Here is a 14,238-nt window from a genome sequence, read left to right as displayed (position 1 = left end):
ACCCAGAGAGTCCTGAGGAGGACATCAAGTGGCGAAGGCAAAGTTCGAGCGGACTAAGCCGCACGTCAACATCGGCACCATCGGTCACATCGACCACGGTAAGACGACGCTGACGGCTGCGATTTCCAAGGTCCTGCACGACAAGTACCCGGACCTGAACCCGCAGTTCGCGTTCGAGGACATCGACAAGGCGCCCGAGGAGAAGCAGCGCGGTATCACCATCTCCATCGCGCACATCGAGTACCAGACCGAGTCGCGTCACTACGCGCACGTCGACTGCCCCGGCCACGCGGACTACGTGAAGAACATGATCACGGGTGCGGCCCAGATGGACGGCGCGATCCTCGTGGTCGCCGCCACCGACGGCCCGATGCCGCAGACGAAGGAGCACGTCCTCCTGGCCCGCCAGGTCGGCGTTCCCTACATCGTCGTGGCGCTGAACAAGGCCGACATGGTCGACGACGAGGAGATCCTCGAGCTCGTCGAGATGGAGGTCCGCGAGCTGCTGTCCGACTACGAGTTCCCCGGTGACGACCTGCCCGTCGTCAAGGTCTCGGCGCTCAAGGCCCTCGAGGGCGACGCCGAGTGGGGCCAGTCGGTCCTCAACCTCATGGACGCCGTCGACACCGCCATCCCGGAGCCGGAGCGCGAGGTCGACAAGCCGTTCCTCATGCCCGTCGAGGACGTCTTCACGATCACCGGTCGTGGCACCGTCGTCACCGGCCGTATCGAGCGCGGCATCCTCAAGGTCAACGAGGAGGTCGAGATCGTGGGCATCCACCCGGGCGCCCCGGCCAAGACCACGGTCACCGGCATCGAGATGTTCCGCAAGCTCCTCGACGAGGGTCGTGCGGGCGAGAACGTCGGTCTGCTCCTGCGCGGCACCAAGCGTGAGGAGGTCGAGCGTGGCCAGGTCATCGTCAAGCCGGGCTCGATCACCCCGCACACCGAGTTCGAGGCCAACGTCTACATCCTGTCCAAGGACGAGGGCGGCCGTCACACGCCGTTCTACGACAACTACCGTCCGCAGTTCTACTTCCGTACGACTGACGTGACCGGCGTTGTCCACCTCCCCGAGGGCACCGAGATGGTCATGCCCGGTGACAACACCGAGATGAGCGTCGAGCTCATCCAGCCGATCGCCATGGAGGAGGGCCTGCGCTTCGCCATCCGCGAGGGCGGCCGTACCGTCGGCGCCGGCCGCGTCACCAAGATCAACAAGTGATCTGACGCACGGCTCGAAAGGGGCCCCGCAGCTTCGGCTGCGGGGCCCCTTTGCATTGCCCGGTGTGCCGGGGAAGCCGGCTCAGGGAGCCGGGACCAGCAGGTCGGGGGAGAGGTCGCGCACCGAACCCACGCCGCTCAGCCCGAGGGTGAGGTCGAGCTCGGCGAGGACGTTGTCCACGACGTCGCGCACCCCGTCGGCGCCGGCCAGCGCCAGCCCGTACACGTAGGGGCGGCCGAGGAGGACCGCGGTCGCGCCGAGTGCCATGGCCTTGACCACGTCAGAGCCGGTGCGCACCCCGCTGTCGAGCAGCACGGGCAGGTCGGGCCCCACAGCCTGCCGCACCGCCGGCAGCGCGTCGAGCGAGGCGATGGCCCCGTCGACCTGCCGGCCGCCGTGGTTGCTGACGACGATGCCGTCCATCCCTGCCTCGACCGCGCGCCGGGCGTCGTCGGGGTGCAGGACGCCCTTGACGAGGACGGGCAGGGAGGTGCGCTCCCTGACGGTGGCGAGCGTCTCCCAGGTGAGCCCGGGGTTGGAGTAGATGTCGAGGAACGTCTCCACGGCGGCTCGCGGCTCGGGGGCACGCAGGTTCGCCCGGGTGCTGCCCGGGTGCTCGCGGCTGATCGACAGCAGCGACCGCAGGGCGCCGAGGGTGACCTGCACGTCCGCCTTCTCCCCGCCGGCTGCTGCGGCGGCCACCCGTTCGCGCACGATCTCGCGGAAGCGCGGGTCGGACGTGTACTGCGCGATCCCGATGCCCTGGCTGAAGGGCAGGCTGCCCAGGTTGAGGTCCTGCGGTCGCCAGCCCAGCATCGTCGTGTCGAGCGTGACCACCACCGCCTCGGCGCCGCTGGCCTCCGCCCGCCGCAGCAGGCTGTCGACCAGCGGCTCGTCGGTCGACCAGTAGAGCTGGAACCAGCGCGTGGCGTCGCCCATCGCCGCGGCGACGTCCTCCATGGGAGAGCACCCCTGGTTGGACAGGATGTACGGCACCCCGGTCGCCGCGGCTGCGCGGCCGATGTGCAGGTCACTGTCCCGATGGGCCAGCGCGGCGGCGCCGACGGGAGCCAGCAGCAGCGGAGTGTGCAGAGTGCGTCCGAACAGCTCGACGGACAGGTCCCGGTCATCGTGGCCCGCGCCCATGCGGGGCAGGATCCGCCACCGGTCGAAGGCCTCCCGGTTGGCACGCATGGTGGAGCCCTCGCCGGCGCCGCCGGCGACGTACGCCCAGGCGCGTGGCGACATCTGTGCCCGGGCCCGTGCCTCCAGCTCGGCGAAGTCGGTCGGGACCTCGGGCCGGCGGCCGAGGACGCCGGCGCGGTAGATGAGCGACTGCCGGGCGCGGCCCGGTCCCGCGGGAGGCGAGGTCATGGGCCGATTCTGTCGCGTCCGCGGCGGTCGCGAGCCGGGTGCGCCGTGTTTGGCCCGGCGGGGAACGGGCAGGACGTGGGGGAGGACCCCGACAGCACCGGAGAGGAGCACGATGGCGGACGAGGGCAGCAGCGCACGGCGGAGTGCCACCGCGCCACCGGCGGAGCACGAGGAGAAGGTCGACTCGCCCCCGCAGCTGGACACCCAGGCCTGGACCTACACGGCGACAAAGGCCTGGGCCGAGTTCGGGCGTGACCAGTGCACCGACCTCGCGGCGGCGCTCACCTACTACGCGGTGCTCGCGGTGTTCCCGGGCCTGCTGGCGCTGGTGTCCCTCCTCGGCGTGTTCGGGCAGGGGAAGTCGACCACCTCCACGCTGCTCGACATGCTGCGCCAGCTCGGGGCGAGCGGCGCGGCCGACCAGCTGCGCGGCCCCATCGACCAGATGACGTCCTCCCACGCGGCGGGCCTGGGCCTGGTCGTCGGCGTCCTCGGCGCCCTGTGGTCGGCCTCCGGGTACGTCGGCGCGTTCGGCCGGGCCATGAACCGCGTCTACCAGATCGACGAGGGGCGACCGTTCTGGAAGCTGCGCCCCGTGCAGCTGCTCGTCACCCTCGTCGGCATCGTCCTGGTCGCGCTCGTGCTGGTCGGGCTCGTCGTGACCGGCCCGGTGGCCCGCACCGTCGGCGACACGATCGGCCTCGGCGGCACGGCCGTGACGGTGTGGAACGTCGCCAAGTGGCCGGTCATGCTCGTGGTCGTCGTCCTGCTGGTCGCGCTGCTCTACTACGCGACCCCGAACGTCCGGCAGCCGCGGTTCCGCTGGATCAGCGTGGGGGCGGCCATCGCGATCGTCGTCTGGGTGGTGGCCTCCGCCCTGTTCGGGTTCTACGTCGCCAACTTCGGCAACTACAACAAGACGTACGGCTCGCTCGCCGGCGTCATCGTCTTCCTCCTGTGGATCTGGATCACCAACCTCGCCCTGCTCTTCGGAGCCGAGGTCGACGCCGAGCTCGAGCGCGCCCGCCAGCTGCAGTCGGGCATCGTGGCCGAGGAGACGCTGCAGCTCCCGCCCCGCGACACCCGGGTCTCGAGGAAGAAGGAGGAGAAGCTCGCAGCCCAGGTGGCGCAGGGCCGTGAGCTGCGCCGGCGCGCGTCGGCGGAGCAGGACGGCAGCAGCGGCCGGTGACAGGTTCCTGACAGGTCGGGCACGGCTGGGGGCCAGCCGCCCCCCTCAGCATGGAGACAGGCGCCCTTCCGCAACCGGGCGCCGGGAAGCCACACGAGAGGACGTCACCATGGCCCCCGTCAGCAGGTCAGTCACAGTCGCAGCGGTCGGCGCCGTCGCCGCCGTCGCGGTGGGGATCGGTGCGAGCCAGGCCTTCGCCAGCTCGACACCGACACCGACCACCGGCACGGCGACCACCGCCCCGGCCGCACCCCGCCCGGACGGCGACGGGGACGGCCACGGTCCGGGTCGTCACCGGGGAGGGCCCGGCATGGGCATGGACACAGCCGCCCTCGCCAAGGCCCTCGGGGTGAGTGAGTCCAAGCTGGCCGCCGCCCTGCAGTCGGCCCGGGAGTCGACGAGGCCGTCCACGCCGCCGGCGCAGGGGGCCAGGCCGTCCGAGGCGGACCGCGCCGCCCGCGAGAAGGCCATGGCCGCGGCCCTGGCCAAGGCGCTCGGGGTGAGCGAGGCCAAGGTGCAGGCCGCGCTCGACTCGGTGCGGGCCCAGCGGGAGGCGGAGCACCGCTCCGAGGTGGTGACCCGGCTCGACGCGGCGGTCAAGGCCGGCACGCTGAGCGCCGCGGACAAGGCGTCGGTGCTCAAGGCGTTCGACGCGGGCGTCCTGGGCGGCCCCCGCCCCTGACCACCAGCCGCGTCGACCCCTCCGGGACGACACTGCGCCGAGGCCCCCGGGCACCCGCCCGGGGGCCTCGGCGTGCACCGGCGCAGGCGCGGCACACCCTGGTCGAGGCGGGCACGACGCGCCACGAGTGGCCGTATGCCGGGTGCCCCGGGGCCGATTTGGTAGGTCGCGGGGGGCTCTGGCACACTGGACCGGTTGCTTGACGCGCGTCGCCGACCCATGTCGGTGGTGCCACCCCCGGTGACACACCTCGAACCGGCTCCACGACGTGGGCAGGGGCGACACTCCAGGGAAGCGCAAGCCCCGGCTCCGCCGGATATCTGACACAAACCGCACGACACCGGGGAAACCCATGTCGTCGGACCGTGGAACGGGTGCGACACACCCGACCGCGGGGGTCGGAGTCCGTGAGCCGGCCACATGCAAGCTGTACGGCGAGAGAGAGACGTAACGGAGATGGCGGGACAGAAGATCCGCATCCGACTGAAGTCGTATGACCACGAGGTCATCGACAACTCGGCGCGCAAGATTGTCGACACGGTGACCCGTGCCGGTGCGACGGTGGTGGGCCCTGTGCCGCTGCCCACGGAGAAGAACGTCTTCGTGGTCATCCGTTCGCCCCACAAGTACAAGGACAGCCGCGAGCACTTCGAGATGCGCACCCACAAGCGCCTCATCGACATCATCGACCCGACGCCCAAGGCCGTCGACTCGCTGATGCGCCTCGACCTCCCGGCTGACGTCAACATCGAGATCAAGCTCTGAGGCTGACGACATGACCACCACTGCTACCAAGACCGTGAAGGGCGTCCTGGGCACCAAGCTCGGGATGACCCAGGTGTGGGACGCCGACAACCGGCTCGTCCCCGTCACCGTCATCCAGGCCGGTCCCTGCGTCGTGACCCAGGTCCGCGACGCCGACACCGACGGCTACGCCGCGGTCCAGATCGGCTTCGGCGCGATCGACCCGCGCAAGGTCACCAAGCCGCTCACCGGCCACTTCGAGAAGGCCGGCGTGACGCCGCGTCGCCACCTCGTCGAGCTCCGCACCGCCGACGCCGCCGAGTACACGCTCGGCCAGGAGGTCACGGTCGAGAGCTTCGAGGCGGGCCAGGACATCGACGTCACCGGCACCACCAAGGGCAAGGGCTTCGCCGGTGTCATGAAGCGTCACGGCTTCAAGGGCGTGTCCGCCTCGCACGGTGCGCACCGCAACCACCGCAAGCCGGGCTCGATCGGTGGCTGCGCCACCCCGGGCCGTGTCTTCAAGGGCATGCGCATGGCCGGCCGCATGGGCGGCGTGCGCCAGACCACCCAGAACCTGCAGATCCACGCCGTGGACGCCGAGAAGGGCCTGCTGCTCGTCAAGGGCGCCGTCCCCGGCCCCCGTGGCGGCGTGGTCCTCGTCCGCTCGGCCGCGAAGGGAGCCTGACCCACATGGCTACCAAGACCGTTGCCGCTGACCTGCCCGCCGAGATCTTCGACGTCCAGGTCAACGTGCCGCTGATCCACCAGGTCGTCGTCGCGCAGATGGCTGCCGCCCGCCAGGGCACGCACGCCACCAAGACGCGCGGCGAGGTCCGTGGCGGTGGGCGCAAGCCGTACCGCCAGAAGGGCACCGGTCGCGCCCGCCAGGGCTCGACCCGCGCGCCGCAGTTCGCCGGCGGTGGCACCGTCCACGGCCCGCAGCCGCGCGACTACACCCAGCGGACCCCCAAGAAGATGAAGGCCGCCGCCCTGCGCGGCGCCCTCTCCGACCGGGCCCGTCACGACCGCGTCCACGTGGTCGAGTCGCTGGTCACCGGTGACGCCCCGTCCACCAAGGACGCCGTCGCGCTGCTGGCCGGCCTCACCACCCGCACCAACCTGCTCGTCGTGCTCGACCGCAGCGACATCGTCTCGCTGAAGTCGGTGCGCAACGTCGAGGGCGTGCACGTGCTCGCGGCCGACCAGCTCAACACCTACGACGTGCTGTGCGCCGACGAGGTCGTCTTCACCAAGGCCGCGCTCGACGCGTTCGTGAACGGTGCCCAGCCGGTCGGTGGCGTCGAGGCCGAGGTCGTCGAGGCCGAGGTCGTCGCCGAGGCGCCCGCCGAGAAGCCGGCCGCGAAGAAGGCGCCCGCCAAGAAGGCCGCCGCGAAGAAGGCCACCGCCACCAAGGCCGCCGAGGCCGAGGCGGCTGAGGAGGAGACGAAGTGAGCACCCTCGCTGCTGGCAAGGACCCGCGCGACATCCTGATCGCGCCCGTGGTCTCCGAGAAGTCGTACTCGCTGCTCGACCAGGGCAAGTACACCTTCATCGTCGACCCGCGCGCGAACAAGACCGAGATCAAGATCGCCGTCGAGCGCGTCTTCGGTGTCAAGGTCGACTCCGTCCACACCCTCAACCGCCCCGGCAAGACCCGCCGCACGCGGTTCGGCATCGGCAAGCGCAAGGACACCAAGCGTGCGATCGTCACCCTCCGCGAGGGCTCGATCGACATCTTCGGTGCCGGCGCCTGACGGGAACGCTGAAGAGACGTAAGGAACTTCGAAACATGGGTATCCGCAAGTACAAGCCGACGACGCCCGGGCGTCGTGGCTCCAGCGTTGCCGACTTCGTCGAGGTCACTCGGTCCACGCCGGAGAAGTCGCTGGTCCGTCCGCTGAGCAAGTCCGGCGGCCGCAACAGCAACGGCCGGATCACGACCCGCCACATCGGTGGTGGCCACAAGCGCGCCTACCGCGTCATCGACTTCCGTCGCCATGACAAGGACGGCGTGCCGGCCAAGGTCGCTCACATCGAGTACGACCCCAACCGCACCGCCCGCATCGCGCTGCTGCACTACGCCGACGGCGAGAAGCGCTACATCCTGGCCCCCCGCGGCCTGGAGCAGGGCATGGCGATCGAGAACGGCCCCGGCGCCGACATCAAGCCCGGCAACAGCCTGCCGCTGCGCAACATCCCGACCGGTACGGTCATCCACGCCGTCGAGCTCAAGCCCGGTGGCGGTGCGAAGATCGCCCGCTCGGCCGGTGTGCGCGTGCAGCTCGTCGCCAAGGACGGCCCCTACGCCCAGCTGCGTATGCCGTCCGGTGAGATCCGCAACGTCGACCTGCGCTGCCGCGCGACGGTCGGCGAGGTCGGCAACGCCGAGCAGTCCAACATCAACTGGGGCAAGGCCGGCCGCATGCGCTGGAAGGGCAAGCGCCCGACCGTCCGCGGTGTCGCCATGAACCCGGTGGACCACCCGCACGGTGGTGGTGAGGGCAAGACCTCCGGTGGTCGCCACCCGGTCAGCCCCTGGGGCCAGGCCGAGGGCCGCACCCGCCGCCCCGGCAAGCCGAGCGACAAGATGATCGTCCGTCGCCGCCGCACTGGCAAGAAGCGCTGATAGGAGCCTGGAAACATGCCTCGCAGTCTGAAGAAGGGCCCCTTCATCGACGACCACCTGCAGAAGAAGGTGGACGCCCAGAACGAAGCGGGTTCGAAGAACGTCATCAAGACCTGGTCGCGTCGGTCGGTCATCTCGCCCGACATGCTCGGCCACACCTTCGCCGTGCACGACGGCCGCAAGCACGTCCCGGTGTTCGTCACCGAGTCGATGGTCGGCCACAAGCTCGGTGAGTTCGCGCCGACCCGCACGTTCAAGGGTCACGTGAAGGAAGACAAGAAGGGGCGTCGTCGCTGATGGCCGCCTCCACTGAGAACAAGGACAACGTGATGGAAGCCAAGGCCGTCGCGCGCCACGTGCGCGTCACGCCGATGAAGGCCCGCCGCATGGTCGACCTCATCCGTGGCCAGCAGGTCACCGAGGCCGTCGCGGTGCTCACCTTCGCGCCGCAGTCCGCGTCCGACCCGGTGAAGAAGGTGCTCGAGAGCGCCGTCGCCAACGCCCGGGTCAAGGCGGACAAGGCGTCGGAGGCGTTCGACGAGCGCAACCTCGTCGTCAGCGCTGCCTTCGTGGACGAGGGCCCGACGATGAAGCGGTTCCGGCCGCGCGCCCAGGGCCGCGCGGCCCGCATCAACAAGCGCACCAGCCACATCACCGTGGTCGTCACGCCGAAGACCACCAAGGGAGGCACCCGCTAATGGGCCAGAAGGTCAACCCGCACGGCTTCCGCCTCGGCATCACCACCGAGCACAAGAGCCGCTGGTTCGCTGACTCCACCAAGGAGGGCCAGCGCTACCGCGACTACGTCAAGGAGGACGTGGCGATCCGCAAGCTCATGTCCGAGGGCATGGAGCGGGCCGGCATCTCCCGCGTCGAGATCGAGCGCACCCGTGACCGCGTCCGCGTGGACATCCACACGGCGCGCCCGGGCATCGTCATCGGTCGCCGTGGCGCCGAGGCCGACCGCATCCGCGGCGAGCTCGAGAAGCTCACGGGCAAGCAGGTGCAGCTGAACATCCTCGAGGTCAAGAACCCCGAGATCGACGCGCAGCTGGTCGCCCAGGGCATCGCCGAGCAGCTCTCGGCCCGTGTCTCCTTCCGTCGCGCGATGCGCAAGGGCATGCAGTCCGCCACCCGCGCCGGCGCCAAGGGCATCCGTGTCCAGGTGTCCGGTCGCCTCGGCGGCGCCGAGATGTCGCGCACCGAGTTCTACCGCGAGGGTCGCGTGCCGCTGCACACCCTGCGCGCGAACATCGACTACGGCTTCTACGAGGCCCGCACCACCTTCGGCCGCATCGGCGTGAAGGTGTGGATCTACAAGGGTGACGTGACCGCTCGCGAGCTGGCCCAGCAGCAGGCTGCTGCCCCGCGCCCGAGCCGTGGCCCGCGCCGTGACGGGGCCGACCGTCCCGCCCGCGCCCGTCGCGAGCGGACCGAGGCCGCCCCGGCCGCCACCGAGACGACCGCCGCCGAGGCGACCGCCCCCGAGGCGAGCGCACCGGCTGCCACTGAGGAGGCCTGACCGCCATGCTGATTCCTCGTCGAGTCAAGCACCGCAAGCAGCACCACCCGGGTCGCTCGGGCGCTGCCAAGGGCGGCACCAAGATCGCGTTCGGCGACTACGGCATCCAGGCCCTCGAGCCCGCCTACGTCACCAACCGCCAGATCGAGTCCGCTCGTATCGCCATGACGCGGTACATGAAGCGTGGCGGAAAGGTGTGGATCAACATCTACCCCGACCGTCCGCTGACCAAGAAGCCTGCCGAGACCCGCATGGGTTCCGGTAAGGGTTCCCCCGAGTGGTGGATCGCCAACATCAAGCCCGGCCGCGTCATGTTCGAGGTCTCGGGTGTCTCCGAGGAGGTGGCCCGCGAGGCCATGCGTCTGGCGATGCACAAGCTCCCGATGAAGTGCCGCTTCGTTCGGCGTGAGGGTGGTGACATCTGATGGCAGTCGGATCCAAGGACCTGACGTCAGAGAACCTGCGTGGTCTCGACGACGACCGCCTGGTCGACGAGCTGCGCAAGGCCAAGGAGGAGCTGTTCAACCTCCGCTTCCAGTCGGCCACCGGCCAGCTGGACAACCACGGCCGGCTGCGCGCGGTCCGCAAGGACATCGCCCGCATCTACACCGAGCTGCGTGAGCGCGAGCTCGGGATCGGACAGGCTCCGGCCACCACGGAGGAGTCGGCATGAGCGAGAACGTGAAGGATGAGGCCGTGACGGCGACCGACCGCAACTACCGCAAGACCCGCCAGGGTTACGTGGTGAGCGACAAGATGGACAAGACCGTCGTGGTCGAGGTCGAGGACCGCGTCAAGCACGCGCTCTACGGCAAGGTCATGCGTCGCTCGAGCAAGGTCAAGGCGCACGACGAGCAGAACGCTGCGGGCATCGGCGACCGGGTCCTGATCATGGAGACCCGTCCGCTGTCGGCCACCAAGCGCTGGCGCGTCGTCGAGATCCTCGAGAAGGCCAAGTAAGCACCTGCGGGTCCGCCCGCACCCCCGGCCCGCGCGGCGCCCCTCCCCGAGGGGCGGCCGCGGGACCGGACCAGACCACCACAGTTCGGCCAGGCTCACCCGCGGGTGAGAACCAGCTCGACGACAGGAGTGAGAAGTGATCCAGCAGGAGTCGCGACTGCGCGTCGCCGACAACACCGGTGCCAAGGAGATCCTGTGCATCCGTGTTCTCGGTGGCTCGGGTCGTCGTTACGCCGGCATCGGTGACGTCATCGTCGCCGCCGTCAAGGACGCCATTCCCGGCGGCAACGTCAAGAAGGGCGACGTCGTCAAGGCGGTCATCGTGCGCACCACCAAGGAGCGCCGGCGGCCGGACGGCAGCTACATCAAGTTCGACGAGAACGCTGCCGTCATCCTCAAGGGCGACGGCGACCCCCGTGGCACCCGCATCTTCGGCCCCGTGGGCCGCGAGCTGCGCGACAAGAAGTTCATGAAGATCATCTCGCTGGCGCCGGAGGTGCTCTGAGCCATGGCTGCAAAGATGAAGATCAAGAAGGGCGACCTCGTCCAGGTCCTCACGGGCAAGGACAAGGCCAAGCAGGGCAAGGTCATCGCCGTCTACCCCGAGACCCAGCGCGTGCTGGTCGAGGGCGTCAACCGCGTGACCCGCCACACCAAGGCCGGCCAGACCGCTCGCGGCAGCCGCACCGGTGGCCTGGTCGTCCAGGAGGCCGCGATCCACGTGAGCAACGTGGCGATCGTCGACCCGTCCGAGAAGAAGCCGACCCGGGTCAAGACCCGCGTCGAGACCGTCGAGCGTGGCGGCCGCGAGAAGGCCAGCCGCACCCGTGTCGCGGTGCGCTCGGGCAAGGACCTGTGAGGAACATGACTGACACCATCGCCGAGAAGACGGCCCCGCGCCTGAAGACGCGCTACTCCGACGAGATCAAGGGCCAGCTGCTCGAGCAGTTCGGCTACGCGAACGTCATGCAGGTGCCCGGCGTCGTCAAGGTCGTCGTCAACATGGGTGTGGGCGACGCCGCCAAGGACGCCAAGCTCATCGAGGGCGCGATCCGCGACCTGTCCGCCATCACGGGGCAGAAGCCGATCGTCACCAAGGCCCGCAAGTCGATCGCGCAGTTCAAGCTGCGCGAGGGCATGCCGATCGGCGCGCACACCACGCTGCGCGGCGACCGCATGTGGGAGTTCCTGGACCGCCTCGTGTCCGTGGCCCTGCCCCGCATCCGCGACTTCCGTGGCCTGTCGCCGAAGCAGTTCGACGGCAAGGGCAACTACACCTTCGGCCTGACCGAGCAGTCGATGTTCCACGAGATCGACCAGGACCGGATCGACCGCGTGCGTGGCATGGACATCACCGTGGTGACCACCGCCACCAACGACGACGAGGGCCGCGCTCTGCTCAAGGCGCTCGGCTTCCCCTTCAAGGAGAACTGACATGGCGAAGACCGCCCTGATCAACAAGGCCAACAAGAAGCCGAAGTTCAAGGTTCGGGCCTACACGCGCTGCCAGCGCTGCGGCCGCCCGCACTCGGTGTACCGCAAGTTCGGCCTGTGCCGTGTCTGCCTCCGGGAGATGGCCCACCGCGGCGAGCTCCCCGGCGTGACCAAGAGCTCCTGGTAAGACCCCACCCATCCACGAATTTCTTCTACATCGAAGGTCGCTGCGCGACAGGCGCAGTGAAACCGCGGTGAGAGAGGGCGGAGAAGCCCATGACCATGACTGACCCGATTGCGGACATGTTGACCCGCGTCCGGAACGCCAACTCGGCGCACCACGACGCAGTCTCCATGCCGTTCTCCAAGCTCAAGTCCCACATCGCCGAGATCCTCCAGGCCGAGGGCTACATCGCCGGCTGGAAGGTCGAGGACGCCGAGGTCGGCAAGACGCTGACCATCGAGCTGAAGTACGGCCCGAACCGCGAGCGCTCGATCGCTGGCGTGCGCCGTGTCTCCAAGCCCGGCCTGCGCGTCTACGCCAAGTCGACGAACCTGCCCAAGGTCCTCGGGGGCCTCGGTGTGGCCATCATTTCCACCTCGTCTGGCCTCCTCACGGACCGCCAGGCCGCGACCAAGGGTGTGGGCGGGGAAGTCCTCGCCTACGTCTGGTAAGGGGATTCGACATGTCGCGAATCGGACGACTCCCGGTCGCCATCCCGAGCGGTGTCGACATCACCATCGACGGCCAGGCCGTCACGGTGAAGGGCCCCAAGGGTGAGCTCAGCCACGTCGTGGCCGAGCCCATCACGGTCGAGCAGGCCGACGGCACCGTCGAGGTGAAGCGCCCCAACGACGAGCGCCAGTCCCGTGCCCTGCACGGCCTGACCCGCTCGCTCATCAACAACATGGTGCTCGGCGTGACCGAGGGCTACGAGAAGAAGATGGAGATCCACGGCACGGGTTACCGCGTGGTCAACAAGGGCGGGAACCTCGAGTTCGCCCTCGGCTACAGCCACCCGATCACCGTGGAGGCCCCCGCGGGCATCTCCTTCGCCGTCGAGAACCCGACCCGTTTCTCGGTCCAGGGCATCGACAAGCAGCTGGTTGGCGAGGTTGCCGCGAACATCCGCAAGCTGCGCAAGCCCGACCCGTACAAGGGCAAGGGCGTGCGGTACGCGGGCGAGCACATCCGTCGCAAGGTCGGAAAGGCTGGTAAGTAAGCCATGGCAATGACCGTCAAGCGAGCCAAGGGCAAGTCCGCTGCACGCGGACGTCGTCACCTGCGCCTGCGCAAGAAGGTGTCCGGTACCACCGCGCGTCCGCGCCTGGTCGTGTCGCGCTCGTCGCGCCACGTCTTCGTGCAGATCGTCGACGACACGGTCGGCAAGACCGTCGCGTCGGCGTCCACGATGGAGGCGGACCTGCGCACCTTCGAGGGCGACAAGACCGCCAAGGCGCGCAAGGTCGGCGAGCTGCTCGCCGAGCGCGCCAAGAGCGCCGGCGTCGAGGCCGTCGTCTTCGACCGGGGTGGCAACCGCTACCACGGCCGGGTCGCCGCCATCGCCGAGGGCGCCCGCGAGGGTGGGCTGGCCCTGTGATGACCGCCAAGAACACCGCAATCGTTGAGATGAGGAACATCTGATGCCCGGACCCCAGCGTCGAGGCACTGGCGCCGCCGGCGGCGACAACCGCGGCGAGCGCGGCGACCGCCGTGGCGGCCGCGACAACCGCCGCGACGGCGGACGCGACCAGGCCGAGAAGAGCCAGTACGTCGAGCGCGTCGTGACCATCAACCGCGTTGCCAAGGTCGTCAAGGGTGGCCGCCGCTTCAGCTTCACGGCCCTCGTGGTGGTGGGTGACGGCGACGGCACCGTGGGTGTCGGCTACGGCAAGGCCAAGGAGGTCCCCGCCGCGATCGCCAAGGGTGTCGAGGAGGCCAAGAAGCAGTTCTTCAAGGTCCCGCGCATCCAGGGCACCATCCCGCACCCCGTCCAGGGTGAGGCCGCCGCGGGCGTCGTCATGCTCCGTCCCGCCGCTCCCGGTACCGGTGTCATCGCCGGTGGCCCGGTGCGTGCGGTCCTGGAGTGCGCCGGCATCCACGACGTGCTGTCCAAGTCCCTGGGCTCGGACAACGCCATCAACATCGTCCACGCGACGGTCGAGGCCCTGCGTGGCCTCGAGCGCCCCGAGGCCGTGGCCGCCCGCCGTGGCCTGCCGGTCGACCAGGTCGCCCCGGCCGCCATGCTGCGCGCCCAGGCCGCCGGCCGCGAGGCCGCGAAGGCTGGTGCGTGATGGCACGTCTGAAGGTGACCCAGACCCGTTCCGAGATCGGTGGCAAGCAGAACCAGCGCGACACCCTGCGCAGCCTCGGTCTGAAGCGCATTGGCGACGTCGTCGTCAAGGAGGACCGTCCCGAGATCCGCGGGATGGTCAAGACGGTGACCCACCTGGTCTCCGTCGAGGAGGTTGACTAACC

23 protein-coding genes and 1 pseudogene are annotated in these 14,238 nt (G+C 69.6%); 23 read left to right on the top strand and 1 reads right to left on the bottom strand.

Features of this window, described 5'->3' with window-relative positions:
* The first annotated feature begins 28 nt into the window (after positions 1-28).
* Positions 29-1,225, top strand: a complete 1,197-nt coding sequence (gene tuf, locus RKE38_RS14725) for an elongation factor Tu (RefSeq protein ID WP_316008218.1) — start codon at positions 29-31, stop codon at positions 1,223-1,225.
* An 81-nt stretch (positions 1,226-1,306) separates the two neighbouring features.
* On the opposite strand, the gene RKE38_RS14720 is transcribed toward tuf, so the two are convergent.
* On the bottom strand, positions 1,307-2,599 hold the full coding sequence (locus RKE38_RS14720; RefSeq protein ID WP_316008217.1) for a lactate 2-monooxygenase: 1,293 nt from the start codon (positions 2,597-2,599) through the stop codon (positions 1,307-1,309).
* Positions 2,600-2,711: 112 nt separating this feature from the next.
* Between RKE38_RS14720 and RKE38_RS14715 the strand changes: the two genes are divergently transcribed.
* From RKE38_RS14715 to rpmD, 22 genes and pseudogenes are all read left to right on the top strand, one after another.
* A complete protein-coding gene (locus RKE38_RS14715; protein ID WP_316008216.1) occupies positions 2,712-3,788 on the top strand; it encodes a YihY/virulence factor BrkB family protein in 1,077 nt (358 codons plus the stop codon).
* 109 nt (positions 3,789-3,897) lie between these two features.
* The gene (locus RKE38_RS14710) at positions 3,898-4,470 is read left to right on the top strand and encodes a hypothetical protein (RefSeq protein WP_316008215.1); all 573 of its coding nucleotides are present in this window, start codon (positions 3,898-3,900) and stop codon (positions 4,468-4,470) included.
* Between the two features lie 456 nt (positions 4,471-4,926).
* Entirely contained in the window at positions 4,927-5,235 is a 309-nt protein-coding gene (gene rpsJ / locus RKE38_RS14705; RefSeq protein WP_009775966.1) for a 30S ribosomal protein S10, read from the top strand.
* Between the two features lie 10 nt (positions 5,236-5,245).
* Complete coding sequence (gene rplC / locus RKE38_RS14700; RefSeq protein WP_316008214.1) at positions 5,246-5,902, top strand: 50S ribosomal protein L3; 657 nt, start codon at positions 5,246-5,248, stop codon at positions 5,900-5,902.
* Positions 5,903-5,907: 5 nt separating this feature from the next.
* Positions 5,908-6,537, top strand: a pseudogene (gene rplD, locus RKE38_RS14695) (50S ribosomal protein L4); the annotation flags it as partial.
* Positions 6,538-6,665: 128 nt separating this feature from the next.
* Complete coding sequence (gene rplW, locus RKE38_RS14690) at positions 6,666-6,971, top strand: 50S ribosomal protein L23 (RefSeq protein WP_316008213.1); 306 nt, start codon at positions 6,666-6,668, stop codon at positions 6,969-6,971.
* Between the two features lie 35 nt (positions 6,972-7,006).
* Positions 7,007-7,843 carry a 50S ribosomal protein L2 gene (gene rplB, locus RKE38_RS14685; RefSeq protein ID WP_310154209.1) on the top strand — a complete coding sequence of 279 codons (837 nt, stop codon included), beginning with the start codon at positions 7,007-7,009 and terminating at the stop codon, positions 7,841-7,843.
* 15 nt (positions 7,844-7,858) lie between these two features.
* The gene (gene rpsS, locus RKE38_RS14680; RefSeq protein ID WP_310154212.1) at positions 7,859-8,140 is read left to right on the top strand and encodes a 30S ribosomal protein S19; all 282 of its coding nucleotides are present in this window, start codon (positions 7,859-7,861) and stop codon (positions 8,138-8,140) included.
* 32 nt (positions 8,141-8,172) lie between these two features.
* Complete coding sequence (rplV, locus tag RKE38_RS14675; RefSeq protein WP_310155856.1) at positions 8,173-8,541, top strand: 50S ribosomal protein L22; 369 nt, start codon at positions 8,173-8,175, stop codon at positions 8,539-8,541.
* Positions 8,541-9,365 (top strand): 30S ribosomal protein S3, encoded by an 825-nt coding sequence (gene rpsC / locus RKE38_RS14670; RefSeq protein ID WP_316008212.1) that lies wholly within the window; start codon positions 8,541-8,543, stop codon positions 9,363-9,365. Before rplV ends, rpsC begins: the two co-directional genes overlap by 1 nt.
* Positions 9,366-9,370: 5 nt before the next feature.
* The gene (gene rplP / locus RKE38_RS14665) at positions 9,371-9,790 is read left to right on the top strand and encodes a 50S ribosomal protein L16 (RefSeq protein ID WP_056883301.1); all 420 of its coding nucleotides are present in this window, start codon (positions 9,371-9,373) and stop codon (positions 9,788-9,790) included.
* Entirely contained in the window at positions 9,790-10,038 is a 249-nt protein-coding gene (gene rpmC / locus RKE38_RS14660; RefSeq protein WP_310154220.1) for a 50S ribosomal protein L29, read from the top strand. The genes rplP and rpmC overlap by 1 nt, the downstream gene beginning before the upstream one ends.
* Positions 10,035-10,325 (top strand): 30S ribosomal protein S17, encoded by a 291-nt coding sequence (rpsQ, locus tag RKE38_RS14655; protein ID WP_316008211.1) that lies wholly within the window; start codon positions 10,035-10,037, stop codon positions 10,323-10,325. Before rpmC ends, rpsQ begins: the two co-directional genes overlap by 4 nt.
* A gap of 136 nt (positions 10,326-10,461) precedes the next feature.
* On the top strand, positions 10,462-10,830 hold the full coding sequence (rplN, locus tag RKE38_RS14650; protein ID WP_310154225.1) for a 50S ribosomal protein L14: 369 nt from the start codon (positions 10,462-10,464) through the stop codon (positions 10,828-10,830).
* A 3-nt stretch (positions 10,831-10,833) separates the two neighbouring features.
* Positions 10,834-11,184, top strand: a complete 351-nt coding sequence (rplX, locus tag RKE38_RS14645; RefSeq protein ID WP_310154228.1) for a 50S ribosomal protein L24 — start codon at positions 10,834-10,836, stop codon at positions 11,182-11,184.
* Positions 11,185-11,189: 5 nt separating this feature from the next.
* The gene (gene rplE / locus RKE38_RS14640; protein WP_316008210.1) at positions 11,190-11,759 is read left to right on the top strand and encodes a 50S ribosomal protein L5; all 570 of its coding nucleotides are present in this window, start codon (positions 11,190-11,192) and stop codon (positions 11,757-11,759) included.
* Position 11,760: 1 nt separating this feature from the next.
* The gene (locus tag RKE38_RS14635) at positions 11,761-11,946 is read left to right on the top strand and encodes a type Z 30S ribosomal protein S14 (RefSeq protein WP_310154234.1); all 186 of its coding nucleotides are present in this window, start codon (positions 11,761-11,763) and stop codon (positions 11,944-11,946) included.
* 89 nt (positions 11,947-12,035) lie between these two features.
* The gene (gene rpsH, locus RKE38_RS14630; protein WP_310154238.1) at positions 12,036-12,434 is read left to right on the top strand and encodes a 30S ribosomal protein S8; all 399 of its coding nucleotides are present in this window, start codon (positions 12,036-12,038) and stop codon (positions 12,432-12,434) included.
* Positions 12,435-12,445: 11 nt separating this feature from the next.
* Positions 12,446-12,982, top strand: a complete 537-nt coding sequence (rplF, locus tag RKE38_RS14625) for a 50S ribosomal protein L6 (RefSeq protein ID WP_316008209.1) — start codon at positions 12,446-12,448, stop codon at positions 12,980-12,982.
* Between the two features lie 3 nt (positions 12,983-12,985).
* Positions 12,986-13,360: a 50S ribosomal protein L18 gene (gene rplR / locus RKE38_RS14620; protein WP_316008208.1), complete on the top strand. Its 375-nt coding sequence runs from the start codon at positions 12,986-12,988 to the stop codon at positions 13,358-13,360.
* Between the two features lie 43 nt (positions 13,361-13,403).
* A complete protein-coding gene (rpsE, locus tag RKE38_RS14615) occupies positions 13,404-14,054 on the top strand; it encodes a 30S ribosomal protein S5 (RefSeq protein WP_310154247.1) in 651 nt (216 codons plus the stop codon).
* Positions 14,054-14,236, top strand: coding sequence for a 50S ribosomal protein L30 (gene rpmD, locus RKE38_RS14610; protein ID WP_020143226.1), 183 nt, complete (start codon positions 14,054-14,056; stop codon positions 14,234-14,236). Before rpsE ends, rpmD begins: the two co-directional genes overlap by 1 nt.
* Positions 14,237-14,238: the final 2 nt, after the last annotated feature.

Origin of the sequence: Phycicoccus sp. M110.8 (genome assembly GCF_032464895.1) — a bacterium.
GTDB lineage: Bacteria > Actinomycetota > Actinomycetes > Actinomycetales > Dermatophilaceae > Pedococcus.
This window is presented reverse-complemented; position numbering and strand designations above follow the sequence as displayed.